Consider the following 13,053-nt stretch of genomic DNA (forward strand, 5'->3'; position numbering starts at 1 on the left):
GATTATGCGTACACCTGTACGTGTCGTGTTTACCCTGTGCCTGGTGGCGGTGGCGATCTTCGCCGGTTATCACCTGTGGCAGTACTACATGCTTACGCCCTGGACCCGGGATGCGCGGATTCGCGCCGACGTGGTGATCGTGGCCCCGGACGTATCCGGCTGGGTGCGCGAGCTCAAGGTGGCGGACAACCAGCAGGTGAAGGCCGGAGACTTGTTGTTGAGCATCGACCGCGACCGGTTCGAGGCGGCCCTGGAAAAGGCCCAGGCCGTGGTTCAGACCCGTCAGCAGCAGTTGAGTCTGCGCGAGCACGAGGCCAGTCGCCGTGCAGCCCTTGGTCCGCAGGCCATCAGCGCCGAGCTGCGGGAGAACGCCCAGATCAACGCCGGCATTGCCCGGGGTGAACTGCGTCAGGCCCAGGCCGAGGCCAAGGTCGCAGAACTCAATCTGGCCCGCAGTCAGGTGCACGCGCCCCGTAACGGGCATATCACCAACCTGCGCCTGGCCGAGGGCAACTACGTCAATGCCGGGCAGCCGGTGATGGCGCTGATCGATGATTCGACGTTCTACGTCCAGGCGTATTTCGAGGAAACCAAACTGCCGCGAATCCAGGTCGGCGACCCGGTAAAGGTCTGGCTGATGAGTGCCGGCGATGCCCTGCAGGGCCATGTGGAAAGCGTCAGCCGGGGGATCACCGACCGCAACGCCACCCCTGACGGGCAACTGCTGGCGGAAGTGGAGCCGACCTTCAACTGGGTGCGCCTGGCCCAGCGGATCCCGGTGCGGATCAAACTGGACAAGGTGCCTGAAGGCATCAACCTGAGCGCCGGCATGACCGCCAGCGTGCAGGTCGAGGAGGGCAGCAAACGGTAGGAGCCGGCTTGCCGGCGAATGTACTGGCAAGCCATGACACGAGCAAAGCCTTCGCCGGCAAACCGACTCCTGCGGGATTGCGTGGGGCGGGGTTTAGCCGATGGTGATGGCCGGCAGGGTCGGCAGGGTCACGGTCTGTTGCTTGCGTGGGGCGAGGATCTCGGCTTCGCCGTCCACCACCAGCTCGTCGCGCTGGTTGAACACGCGGGTGGCGATGCGTACACGGAATTTCGGCAGTTTCTCGAGGATTTCCAGGCGTACGGTCAGGGTATCGCCAATCTTCACCGGCTTCTGGAAGCTCATCTGCTGGCCGATGTAGATGGTGCCCGGGCCAGGCAGTTCGCAGGCCACGGCGGCACTGATCAGGGCGCCACTGAACATGCCGTGGGCAATGCGCTCCTTGAACATGGTGGCGGCGGCGAACTCGGGATCCAGGTGCACCGGGTTGTGGTCGCCGGACATGGCGGCGAACAGCTGGATGTCACGCTCCTCGACGGTCTTGCTGTACTGGGCGGTCTGACCGACTTCCAGGGCTTCGTAAGGGGTGTTGGTAACCTGGGTCATGTTGCTGAAATCCTCTGACAGGTAGATGAGCGCACTGACCGCGCCGTCGCTTACTCCGACCGGGGAGGCCGGCGGTGTTGCAGCGCTTGGTCCAGCCAGGCCAGTACGTCGTGGGTCACTTGATCACGGTTGCTTTCGTTGAACAGCTCATGACGTGCCTGCGGGTAGATATTGAGCTGCAGGCACTGGCTGCCGGCCTCGCGCAATGCGTTGGCCAGATCCTTGAGACGCTTGCCATCGCTCACCGGATCACATTCTCCACCCATGACCAACAATGGCAGGCCGGGATCGATCTGCGTCAGATTGGAAATCTTGCTGATTTGCTGCAGGCCACCCAACAGGTCGATCCACAGCTGGTTGGTGCAGCGATAGCCGCACAGCGGGTCGTTCACGTACTTGTCGACTTCGTCCGGATCGCGGCTGAGCCAGTCGAAGGCCGTGCGATTGGGTTTGAAGGCCTTGTTGAAGGAGCCGAACGACAGCCACTCGATCAGTGCGCTGCGTCCCTGGCCGCCCTGGCGCCAGCGTTCGAGCCGCGCGATCAGGTTGGCGGCGCGGTACAGGGCCACCGGCTGGAAGTTCGAGCCGCTGAGAATCGCCCCGTGGAGGCTGGCGCTGTGATGTTGCAGGTAGGCCTGGGCGATGTAGCTGCCCATGCTGTGGCCCAGCAATACGATGGGCGTGCCGGGGTGTTGCTGGCCGATGTGCTGGTTGAGACTGGCCAGGTCGCCGACCACCTTGCTCCAGCCACCCTGGTCCGCATAGTGGCCGAGGACGCCGTGTTCCGCGGTTTTACCGTGGCCGCGCTGATCCGGGGCATAGATTCCATAACCCTCGGCGCACAGGGCAGTGGCCAGGCGGGCATAACGCCCGCTGTGCTCGGCCATGCCGTGGGACAGCAGGATCACCGCCTTGAGCGGACTCTCGGGCAGCCATAGGTTGACGAAGAGGCGTTGGTGATCACTCGTGGTCAACCAGAACGTGTCGTGGGTCATGGCGATTCCTTTGCACGAAGACGCTGCACTTTATAGCGTATCGCCGCGTGTGCGTCTGATTCGCCGGCCTGTTGGAAGCAAGATTCACAAAATTAATGACACACTTGCGCATATTTGCCTGAATCGCCATAGCTGCTAACGTCCGAGGAGCCCCGCCGCTGACAGCGTTACAGAGGCGGCCCGGACCGTTCAGGTAATGAGAGGACAAGAATAATGCAACCTGATTTCTGGAATGATAAACGCCCCGCCGGCGTCCCCAACGAGATTGACCTGGGGGCCTTCAAGTCGGTGATCGAGGTGTTTGAGCGTTCCTGCAAGAAATTTGCTGATCGCCCGGCCTTCAGCAATATGGGGGTGACCCTGACCTACGCCGAGCTGGAACGCTACAGCGCGGCCTTTGCCGGATATCTGCAAAGCCATACCGATCTGGTTCCGGGGGATCGTATTGCGGTGCAGATGCCCAACGTCCTGCAGTACCCGATCGCGGTCTTCGGTGCCCTGCGGGCCGGTCTGGTGGTGGTCAACACCAACCCGCTGTACACCGCCCGTGAGATGCGTCATCAGTTCAAGGATTCAGGAGCCCGGGCCCTGGTCTATCTGAATGTCTTCGGGCAGAAGGTCCAGGAAGTCCTGGGGGATACCGAGATCCAGTTCCTGATCGAGGCCAAGATGGGTGACCTGATGCCCACCGCCAAGGGCTGGTTGGTCAATACAGTGGTGGACAAGGTCAAGAAGATGGTTCCGGCCTATCACCTGCCTCAGGCCATTTCCTTCAAGAGTGCCCTGCGTCTGGGGCGTGGCCAGGGAATCAAGCCGCTGCAGGTGGGGCTCGATGATGTCGCCGTGCTGCAGTACACCGGCGGTACCACCGGTCTGGCCAAAGGCGCGATGCTGACCCACGGCAACCTGGTGGCCAACATGCAGCAGGCCCGGGCCTGCCTCGGCCAGCACGGGCCCGACGGTCATACCCAGTGGCGTGAAGGGCAGGAAGTGATGATCGCGCCGCTGCCGCTGTACCACATCTATGCCTTCACCGCGAACTGCATGTGCATGATGGTCACGGGCAACCACAACGTGCTGATCAGCAATCCGCGGGATATCGGTGCCTTTATCAAGGAACTGAAGAACTGGCGTTTTTCCGCCTTGCTGGGGCTCAACACGCTGTTCGTGGCCTTGATGGATCATCCGGAGTTCAAGAACCTGGACTTCTCCAACCTCAAGCTGACCAACTCCGGTGGCACCGCGCTGGTCAAGGCCACGGCTGAGCGCTGGCAGAAACTCACCGGCTGCCGGATCACCGAAGGTTACGGTCTTACCGAGACCTCGCCGGTAGCTTGTACCAACCCCTATGGCGACCGATCGCGCCTGGGCACCGTGGGCCTGCCCGTTCCGGGTACTACCCTGAAAGTCATCGACGACCAAGGGGTGGAGCAGCCGCTTGGCGAGCGTGGTGAGCTGTGCATCAAGGGGCCACAGATCATGAAGGGCTACTGGAACAAGCCGGAAGCCACGGCCGAAGTGCTGGATGCCGAGGGTTGGTTCAAGTCCGGCGATATTGCGGTGATCGATCCCGATGGTTTCGTGCGCATCGTCGATCGCAAGAAGGACATGATCATCGTCTCGGGTTTCAACGTTTACCCCAACGAGATCGAGGATGTGGTCATGGCTCACCCCAAGGTCGCCAACTGTGCGGTGATCGGGGTGCCGGACGAGCGTTCCGGCGAGGCGGTGAAGCTGTTTGTGGTGCCCCGTGAGGCGGGGGTCAGCCTTGAAGAGCTCAAGGCCTATTGCAAGGAGAATTTCACGGGTTACAAAGTGCCCAAGCACATCGTCCTGCGTGAGTCTCTGCCGATGACGCCTGTGGGCAAGATCCTGCGTCGCGAGCTGCGCGACATCGCCTGACCCTGGATTTCTACATCGCGGGCAAGCCTGTTGGCTCAACGGGCTTGCCCGCGATGCATTCATGGGGCGCAAAGCCCCGTGCCAGAGCGGAATTCAAGGCTGTAGAATTTTTACTCTAAAAATGACTATTAAATGGTCTTGAGTCAAAAATGTGACTATTCAGGCCTTCTTTGGCTCTAGGCGGCCTTTTCCAAAGCTGCTACTCTCGGCGCGCTTTGTGACTTCTCGGCCTAAGTAAAAGCCAGACTCACCAACAATAGACACCAATAAAAAACACAGACAAATAATAATCGCATCAAATGCGGTGATGAATTCGCGTTGCTGAGGAGTGGGCTTCCATGATCGAAGACTTTTGGAAGGATAAGTACCCAGCTGGGATTGCTGCCGATATCAATCCTGACGAGTATCCGAATATTCAGGCGGTGTTGAAGCAATCCTGCCAACGTTTCGCTAACAAACCGGCCTTTAGCAACCTCGGCAAGACAATCACTTACGGTGAGCTGTACGAACTGTCCGGGTCCTTTGCCGCGTACCTGCAACAGCATACCGATTTGCAGCCTGGCGATCGAATCGCCCTGCAATTGCCCAATCTGTTGCAATACCCGATTGCGGTATTCGGTGCTATCCGCGCCGGCCTGATCGTGGTCAACACCAACCCGCTGTATACCGCGCGGGAGATGGAGCACCAGTTCAACGACTCCGGAGCCAAAGCCCTGGTCTGCCTGGCCAACATGGCTCACCTGGCAGAGACCGTGGTCCCCAAGACCGGGGTCAAGCACGTGATCGTCACCGAAGTGGCGGACCTTTTGCCGACCTTCAAGCGTGTGCTGATCAACAGTGTGGTCAAGTACGTGAAGAAGATGGTACCGGCTTATCACCTGCCTCAGGCCGTCAAGTTCAATGATGTGCTGAGCAAGGGCCACGGCCAGCCAGTACAGGAAGCCAACCCTGCCAGCGGCGACGTGGCGGTTCTGCAATACACCGGCGGCACCACCGGCGTGGCCAAGGGCGCGATGCTGACCCACCGCAATCTGGTGGCCAACATGCTGCAGTGCAAGGCGCTGATGGGCTCCAACCTCAATGAAGGTTGCGAGATCCTCATCACTCCGCTGCCGCTGTACCACATCTATGCGTTCACCTTCCATTGCATGGCCATCATGCTCATGGGCAACCACAACATCCTGATCAGCAACCCGCGGGACCTGCCGGCGATGGTCAAGGAACTGTCGAAGTGGAAGTTCAGCGGTTTTGTCGGTCTTAACACGCTGTTCGTTGCCCTGTGCAACAACGAAGCGTTCCGTAAGCTGGATTTTTCCGCGCTCAAAGTCACCCTGTCCGGGGGCATGGCCCTGCAACTGGCGGCCGCGGAGCGTTGGAAGTCGGTCACCAATTGCCCGATCTGCGAAGGCTACGGCATGACCGAGACCAGTCCGGTGGCCACGGTCAACCCGATCCAGAATATCCAGATCGGTACCATCGGTATTCCGGTGCCTTCAACCCTGTGTCGGGTGATCAACGACGCCGGCGACGAGCTGCCCCTGGGGGAAGTGGGTGAACTGTGCGTGAAGGGCCCGCAGGTAATGAAGGGCTACTGGCAGCGTCAGGACGCCACTGACGAAGTCCTCAGCGAAGGCTGGTTGAAGACCGGTGACATCGCCCTGATTCAGCCGGATGGCTATATCCGCATCGTCGACCGCAAGAAGGACATGATCCTGGTCTCGGGTTTCAACGTGTACCCCAACGAGCTGGAAGACGTGTTGGCTTCCCTGCCGGGCGTCCTGCAGTGCGCGGCGATCGGCGTACCGGACGAGAAGTCCGGCGAGACCATCAAGATCTTCATTGTCGCCAAGCCAGGGGTCACCTTGACCAAGGAGCAGGTGATGGAACATATGCGCGCCAATGTCACCGGTTACAAGGTGCCCAAGGCGGTGGAGTTCCGCGATGCCCTGCCGACCACCAACGTCGGCAAGATCCTGCGTCGCGAGTTGCGGGACGAAGAGTTGAAGAAGCTCGGCGTGAAGAAATAATTCTCAGCCCCCATGAAAAAGCCCCGCCAGTGCGGGGCTTTTTCATGGGGCGTGAGTTGCGCCGGCTTACTGTTGGAACTGGGAGAAGTCCACGCCGGTGCCGGCCGGGCGCACGTCCTTGAGGAAGGAGTCCTTGTCGGCACTCAACTCCAGGCTCAGGGCGGCCTTGCGCTTGCCTTCATTGCGGATCACCAGGCCTTCCATCTTTTCCCGCAGGAATACGGTCGGCACTTTCAGGTGCAGCAACTGGTTGGTGTCCGGGGTGTGCAGGAGCAGGTGCACCCATTCGTACTGACCAATGGCCAGGCGGGTCACCAGGATATCGAACCACCAGATATTGCGATTGCGGTTCAGCTCCGCGAAATGGCAGTTGTTGACGCCCAGCACCGCACCGCCCAGTTCCTGGTTTCTACGGGCAATGGCCTGCTTTTTATCGAGTTTCATAACATTCCTACGGGGATTGGATCTTCAGTGCTTGGCCTGAACAGGTCGAGCATTCTCCCGGGTTGCCCGACAAACATAAAGGGCAACCTCAGGCCTGGGATGAAATGCCCGACGAAAAATAATTGAAACTCTGCGCAACGGCCACGAGTCAACCTTGGGTAACGACGTAAATCCTCTTTGTTCGATCAATGAATGTTCTACGGAGAAATACCATGGGCAGCACAGCGGATAAGGCAAAAGGTCTGGCCAACGAAGCCATCGGCAACGTCAAGCAAGGTGTCGGCAAGGCCACCGACAACACCAAGCTGCAGGCAGAGGGCAAGCTGCAGGAGAAGAAAGGCGAAGCCCAGCAAGCCCTTGGCAAGACCAAGGATGCAGTGAAAAAGACCATCGACAAGGCCTGAGTACGAGGCCCACGATGATGCACCGCAGCGGCCATCCACGGATGGCCGTTTTCATGTGTGCGCTGCTGTCGAGAACCCGTAATCAGCCCGTCCGAATGGTTGCGGTTCGCCAACTAGGCTAATTTGTTGTAGAAAACGCCCCCTGAGTCGCTATCGACTTCAACCTTTTTGCGGCGAAAGGAGACGCTATGATTTTTCCGGACCTCAAAGGTTTGCCCTTGCACCGTGTGCTGATCCGCACGGTCAATGAATTCATCGCGGACGAGATGTCCACCTATGCCTCGGCGCTGGCCTACCAGATGCTGTTCTCGCTGTTCCCCTTCATCCTGTTTCTCATTGCCCTGATCGGTTTCCTGCATCTGCCGGACTTCTTTACCTGGCTGCGCCTGCAATCGGAGCTGGTGCTGCCGCCCCAGGCCCTGGAGCAGGTGAATCCGGTGATCGATCAACTGCAACAGTCCAAGGGCGGATTACTCTCCGTGGGTATCGTCATCGCCCTGTGGACCGCCTCGGCGGGCGTGCGCCTGATGATGAGCGCAATGAACGCTGCCTACGATGTGGTCGAGGGCCGGCCGATCTGGAAGCGCTTCCCGCTGTCGGTGTTCTACACCGTGGGCATTGCCGGCATGCTTCTGGCCGCTGCGGCCCTGATGGTACTGGGGCCCCAGGTGATGACCTGGCTGGCCGGGCAGGTGGGCCTGGAAGAGTTCATCGTCACCTTGTGGACCATCCTGCGCTGGCCGGTGATCGTGCTGCTGATGATGGTGGCGGTGGCCCTGATGTATTACGTGATGCCCGATGTGAAGCAGAAGTTTCGCTTCATCACGCCGGGCTCGGTGCTGGCGGTGGTGGTATGGATTGTCGCGTCCCTGGGCTTTGCCTACTACGTGAAAACCTTCGCTAACTACAACGCCATGTATGGCAGTATCGGCGCGATCATCGTGTTGCTGCTGTACTTCTACATCTCTGCTGCTGTGCTGTTGCTGGGGGCGGAGATGAACGCGGTGATCGAACACATGTCGGCCGAAGGCAAGGAACCTGGCGAAAAGGACTTTGACGGGCCCGGCGATAAACAACACGTATCGGGACTGGGCCGGGACCACTCGCTCCATCCGACCACTGACGAAGCCTGAACATGATCCGTGAAATCCTCAAAATGGGCGATGAACGCCTACTGCGTATTGCGCCCCCGGTGCCGCCCGAGATGTTCGACAGCCCGGAGTTGTGGCAACTGATCGACGATATGTTCCAGACCATGGAAAGTGTCGGTGGCGTTGGCCTGGCAGCACCGCAGATCGGTGTCGATCTGCAACTGGTGATCTTCGGCTTCGAGCACAGCGAACGTTATCCGGAGGCGGAGGCAGTGCCTCAGACCATCCTCATCAATCCCTTGATCACGCCCTTGAGTCCGCAACTGGAAGAGGGCTGGGAGGGCTGTCTCTCGGTGCCAGGGCTGCGGGGCGCGGTGCAGCGCTACCAGCATATTCGCTATGAAGGCTTCAGCCCCAAGGGCGAGCCTATCGTGCGTGTGGCCTCGGGCTTTCATGCCCGGGTGGTGCAGCATGAATGCGATCACTTGATCGGGCGGTTGTACCCGTCGCGGATCACTGATTTCAGCAAGTTCGGTTTCACCGAGGTGCTGTTTCCCGAGCTCGATCCCAACACTGACGAGTAACGCCCAAGCCTACGGGCCCAGGCGGCCGCTGTCGGTCCCCATGGCCAGCAGCGGTTTGCTGCGTTGGTAGCGAGCCAGTCGTTCGGCCAGGGGCTGGGGTAATCGGGTATCGGTGGAAAAACTCATGCGCTGATACATAGTTTCCAGGTCCGGGTGGCAGAACAGCCAGACCGGTCCTTCGACCTGCCTCAGGGCCTGCTCCACCAACTGCCCGGCCAGCCCTTGGCCGCGTCGCTCGGGGGCGACGAACAAACCCGTCAGCCAATGCCCCTGGGCCACCGGGGTCAGGCTCATCCCGGCGACGATCCCATCGTTCTTGACCACCCAGAGCTGACCTGCGGACGAGGCCCGCATGGGCGACTGGTGCTGGCGATAGAACTTGTTCAGCAAGGGGCGCGCGGCCTCGGCAAGGCGGCTGATCTGGAGGCTGGACATGGGCTTTCCGGGTTTGCAACAGGGAGCGGCAGATTATAAAGGAACCCCCGGCAGCTATAGGTGCTATACCTGAATCCTATCCCGCAACAGTGGAGTGAAGATCATGTCCAAAGGTATGAACGCCAAGAAAAATGCCAAGAAGAAACCGGCAAAGAGCGCTGACGAGAAACGCGCCGAGAAAAAGGCCAAGAAAACCGAAGTGAACATCTTCGGCCATTGATCAATTTGACGAAGCCCGCAGCGCGGGCTTCGTTTTATCCCTTCTAAAATGGCAGGCGCGCGTTCTGTCTGCTCAGCGCGACTTCTCCATTTCTTGTACCGAACCTACGCCAGCTCTATTGCCAACGCCTCCCGCACCGCCGGCCGCTGCTCGACCCGAGCCTGGAACTTTACCAGCGCCGGCCAGGCTCCCAGATCGATGGCAAACAGCGCAGTCCAGCGCAGCACGGTGAACAGATAGGCATCGGCGATGCCGAACTGACCGCCTTGCAGATAATCCTGGCGCTCCAGGGTCTGCTCCAGCAGGGCAAAGCGTTTGAACAGCTTCTGCCGGAACACCTCCTTCACGCTGTCATCGAGCCCTGGGTTGAACAGCCAGCCCATGATCCCGTGAACTTCGCTGGTGATGAAGTTCAGGGTTTCCTGCAGGCGTACCCGTTGCCAGCTGCCATTGGCCGCCGCCAATCCGGCCTCGGGCTTGAGGTCGGCCAGGTATTGCAGGATTGCCGGGCCTTCGGTGAGCACTTCGCCGTTGTCCAGTTGCAGGGCGGCCACGTAGCCCTTGGGGTTGATGACGAGGAAATCCTGACCGTCGGCGGTGCGCTTGCTGCGATTGTCGACACGGATGGCGTCGAACGGCAGTTGCAGTTCCCGCAGTACGATATGGGAGGCCAGGGAGCAGGCTTGAGGGGCGTAGTAGAGTTTCATCGGCAGGTCTCTGGTGAGTGTTGGAGCCAGTGTCGGGGCGACACCTGCATGGGTAAAATTAATCTTTCAGAAAATCGCCATAAGGATAGCTACTGCCATGATGAACCTGATGCATTGGCGCCTGCTGGTGGCGATAGCCGAATGCGGCACCATCACCCGGGCCGCCGAGCAGGTGGGCATGACCCAGTCCGGGGCCAGTCAGGCCTTGGCCCAGATGGAAGACATGCTGGGCGTGCAACTGTTCATCCGTGAAAGCCGCCAGGCGCTGCCCACGGCAATCGGCCTACAGGTGCTGGAGCAGGCCCGGGTGATGCTCGGAGCCCTGGCCCAGGTTCGCCGGCAAGTGGACACGGCCCGGGGCATCCTCCAGGGCAGTTTGCGCCTGGCGGGCTTTCCCATGGTCCTGGCGAGCTTCCTGCCACCGGTGCTGCGACGTTTCAAGCAACTGCACCCGGGGATCGAGGTGGTGCAACTGGAGGTCAGCGACGATGAAGTCGAAGCCCTGTTGGAGGCGCAGTTGGTGGATCTGGGAGTGGTACTGAATCCGGCGCCCGAGCGTCGTTCGTGGGTGCTGGGTGTCGATTCGTGGGTGGCCGTGCTGCCTCAGGACCATCCTTGGCAGGCCCCGACCATCGAGCTTGAAGCCTTGCTGGCGCAGCCCTTTGTCCTGGCCACTGGCGGCTGCTCGGTGAATGCCCGCAGCCTGGCGGTCGAAGCCGGAATGCCGTTGGCAGATGTGCGGATCGAAGTGCGCGAGTGGAATAGCGCATTCAGCCTGGTGCGCGAACGCTTGGGGGTGACCCTGGTGCCGGAGAGTACCTTGCCGGAACAGCGCCAGGGATTGCGAGTGCTGCCTTTGAGTTGCCCGATCGAGCGGCAGTTCGCCCTGGTAGCGGCGCCGGGGCGGGAGTCACACGGGCTGGTTCAGGCCTTTGTACAGATGCTCGCTCGGGTCTAGTCGGCGAACTGTTCCTGGCGAGTCATATTTATGTCTTGCTTGATACTTTTCGTGAAGGCTGAGAAGCATTTAAAAGTTGTGAAAACAGACTGACTGGTGGCCTTGCATAGAGTCGGCGGCTGTCTATGCTCAATTGTGAAAAAGCGTATCGGGCGCTTTGTGAACCACGGTCTCGTGATGTTTTCAGCCTTATAACGGGTGTTTGTGGAATGTTCATCCGAGCACGAAATTGAATTCATGAATAAAGACGAGAGTGCGCAACTAGAGGCACCGCAGGATCAGGAGCATTTAATTAGATGGAGTTTCTTTTCTTTGTTAGGTCGGACCCGGCAACGGGTCATCAAGAAAAGGATGGCTTGATAAGAGCGTTGCAACATGGACTCTCCGATTAAACATCATTTATCACCTGACACTTCCTTTCTCACATGGAGAGAGGCGCTTGCCCTGTTTATGGAACGTTGTGGTGGCTCAGTTGAAAGACTAGAAACTTCCGTCAATCAAAAGACAGCGTTGAAGGTGATACAACCATGTTTAACCTACATCACAAGGCTGACCTGCTAGAGATCGAGCGCTTTAATTGTGCGTTGACCGAGGCCAATGCCAAGTTGGTGGCGATCAGCCATTCCATGGCGATGATCGAGTTCTCTCCCGATGGCATCGTGCTCGACGCCAACGATAATTTTTGCAAGGCCATGGGCTATTCCGTGGAGGAGATACGCGGCAAGCATCACCGGATCTTCTGCGAGGAAGAGTTCTATCGCAGTGAGGAGTACGCCAAGTTGTGGCGTGATCTGGGCCGGGGTGAACCTGTCAGCGGCACCTTCCTGCGGCTGAACAAGCGCGGCCAGGAGATCTGGCTCGAAGCCAGCTACATGCCGGTGTTCGATGCCGACCGTCGGGTCAGGAGTGTGATCAAGGTGGCCTCGGACATCTCCGAGCGCATCCATCTGGAACATGAAAACCAGAGCCTGCTGAACGCCATTGGCCGTTCCATGGCAATCATCGAATTCACCCCGGACGGCAAGATAGTTGCCGCCAACGACAACTTCCTCAAGACCATGCAGTACTCCCTGAACGAGATCCTCGGTCAGCACCACAGCATGTTCTGTCATCGCTCTGAAGCCGAGTCTTCGGAGTACAAGCAGTTCTGGGCCTCGTTGAACCGTGGCGAATACCACTCCCACCGTTTCGAGCGGGAAAACAAGTACGGCCAGACCGTGTTCCTCGAGGCTTCCTACAACCCGCTGTTCGACACCAAGGGCCGCTTGTACAAGGTGGTCAAGTTCGCCAGTGATATCACCCAGCAAGTGACTACCCTGCAATCCGCCGCCGAATCGGCCCACAGCACCTCGGTGCAGAATGATGCCTGCGCCCAGAAGGGGTCGGAGGTGGTGCAACAGACGGTGGAAATCATTCAGCAGATTTCCCACGACCTGAATGAAGCCGCCCGCAGCATCGATGCGGTCAGCAAACAGTCGGAGATCATCGGCACCATCGTCCAGACCATTCGCGGGATTGCCGACCAGACCAACCTGCTGGCGCTCAATGCGGCCATCGAGGCGGCCCGGGCCGGCGAGCATGGGCGGGGGTTCGCGGTGGTGGCGGACGAGGTGCGCAGCCTGGCGGCACGCACCAGCCAGGCAACGGTGGAGATCGTCGAGGTGGTGCGCAAGAACCACGACCTGTCCATGAGCGCGGTCACCAGCATGCAGTCGAGCCTGAGTCGCACCGGACTTGGGGTCGAGCTGGCCAATGAGGCGGGGGAGGTGATCCTGGAGATTCAGCAGGGCTCAAGGCATGTGGTGGATGCCATCAGCCAGTTCAACTCGACCTTGCAGTTGTAGTCGCGGT

At 59.6% G+C, this 13,053-nt stretch carries 12 protein-coding genes and 2 pseudogenes; 9 read left to right on the forward strand and 5 right to left on the reverse strand.

Features of this window, described 5'->3' with window-relative positions:
* Window positions 1–4 precede the first annotated feature (4 nt).
* Window positions 5–871 carry an HlyD family secretion protein gene (locus tag FW796_RS07690; protein ID WP_346632395.1) on the forward strand — a complete coding sequence of 289 codons (867 nt, stop codon included), beginning with the start codon at window positions 5–7 and terminating at the stop codon, window positions 869–871.
* A gap of 93 nt (window positions 872–964) precedes the next feature.
* Here the strand turns inward: FW796_RS07690 and FW796_RS07695 are convergent, their stop codons facing one another.
* Entirely contained in the window at window positions 965–1,435 is a 471-nt protein-coding gene (locus tag FW796_RS07695) for a MaoC family dehydratase (RefSeq protein WP_011062855.1), read from the reverse strand.
* Between the two features lie 50 nt (window positions 1,436–1,485).
* Window positions 1,486–2,430, reverse strand: coding sequence for an alpha/beta hydrolase (locus tag FW796_RS07700; RefSeq protein WP_346632394.1), 945 nt, complete (start codon window positions 2,428–2,430; stop codon window positions 1,486–1,488).
* A gap of 213 nt (window positions 2,431–2,643) precedes the next feature.
* On the opposite strand from FW796_RS07700, the gene fadD2 reads away from it, so the two are divergent.
* Complete coding sequence (gene fadD2 / locus FW796_RS07705) at window positions 2,644–4,332, forward strand: long-chain-fatty-acid--CoA ligase FadD2 (RefSeq protein ID WP_346632393.1); 1,689 nt, start codon at window positions 2,644–2,646, stop codon at window positions 4,330–4,332.
* A gap of 338 nt (window positions 4,333–4,670) precedes the next feature.
* Window positions 4,671–6,359 (forward strand): long-chain-fatty-acid--CoA ligase FadD1, encoded by a 1,689-nt coding sequence (gene fadD1 / locus FW796_RS07710; protein WP_446439206.1) that lies wholly within the window; start codon window positions 4,671–4,673, stop codon window positions 6,357–6,359.
* Between the two features lie 66 nt (window positions 6,360–6,425).
* On the opposite strand, the gene FW796_RS07715 is transcribed toward fadD1, so the two are convergent.
* Window positions 6,426–6,803, reverse strand: coding sequence for a hypothetical protein (locus FW796_RS07715; protein ID WP_123726253.1), 378 nt, complete (start codon window positions 6,801–6,803; stop codon window positions 6,426–6,428).
* 212 nt (window positions 6,804–7,015) lie between these two features.
* Between FW796_RS07715 and FW796_RS07720 the strand changes: the two genes are divergently transcribed.
* From FW796_RS07720 to def, 3 genes are all read left to right on the forward strand, one after another.
* Window positions 7,016–7,207, forward strand: a complete 192-nt coding sequence (locus FW796_RS07720) for a CsbD family protein (protein WP_102860617.1) — start codon at window positions 7,016–7,018, stop codon at window positions 7,205–7,207.
* Between the two features lie 188 nt (window positions 7,208–7,395).
* Window positions 7,396–8,340 carry a YihY/virulence factor BrkB family protein gene (locus FW796_RS07725; protein WP_346632391.1) on the forward strand — a complete coding sequence of 315 codons (945 nt, stop codon included), beginning with the start codon at window positions 7,396–7,398 and terminating at the stop codon, window positions 8,338–8,340.
* Between the two features lie 2 nt (window positions 8,341–8,342).
* Window positions 8,343–8,882, forward strand: coding sequence for a peptide deformylase (gene def / locus FW796_RS07730; protein WP_346632390.1), 540 nt, complete (start codon window positions 8,343–8,345; stop codon window positions 8,880–8,882).
* 9 nt (window positions 8,883–8,891) lie between these two features.
* Here the strand turns inward: def and FW796_RS07735 are convergent, their stop codons facing one another.
* The gene (locus tag FW796_RS07735) at window positions 8,892–9,317 is read right to left on the reverse strand and encodes a GNAT family N-acetyltransferase (RefSeq protein WP_446439207.1); all 426 of its coding nucleotides are present in this window, start codon (window positions 9,315–9,317) and stop codon (window positions 8,892–8,894) included.
* A 324-nt stretch (window positions 9,318–9,641) separates the two neighbouring features.
* Window positions 9,642–10,244, reverse strand: coding sequence for a glutathione transferase GstA (gene gstA / locus FW796_RS07740; protein ID WP_346632388.1), 603 nt, complete (start codon window positions 10,242–10,244; stop codon window positions 9,642–9,644).
* Window positions 10,245–10,341: 97 nt separating this feature from the next.
* On the opposite strand from gstA, the gene FW796_RS07745 reads away from it, so the two are divergent.
* The 3 genes and pseudogenes from FW796_RS07745 to FW796_RS07755 all read left to right on the forward strand — a co-directional run.
* Window positions 10,342–11,202, forward strand: a complete 861-nt coding sequence (locus FW796_RS07745; protein ID WP_346632387.1) for a LysR family transcriptional regulator — start codon at window positions 10,342–10,344, stop codon at window positions 11,200–11,202.
* Window positions 11,203–11,729: 527 nt separating this feature from the next.
* Window positions 11,730–12,506: pseudogene (locus tag FW796_RS07750) on the forward strand (PAS domain-containing protein); the annotation flags it as partial.
* A 126-nt stretch (window positions 12,507–12,632) separates the two neighbouring features.
* Window positions 12,633–13,046 (forward strand): annotated as a pseudogene (locus FW796_RS07755) (methyl-accepting chemotaxis protein); the annotation flags it as partial.
* Between the last annotated feature and the right edge of the window lie 7 nt (window positions 13,047–13,053).

This window comes from Pseudomonas sp. 910_21, assembly GCF_052850735.1.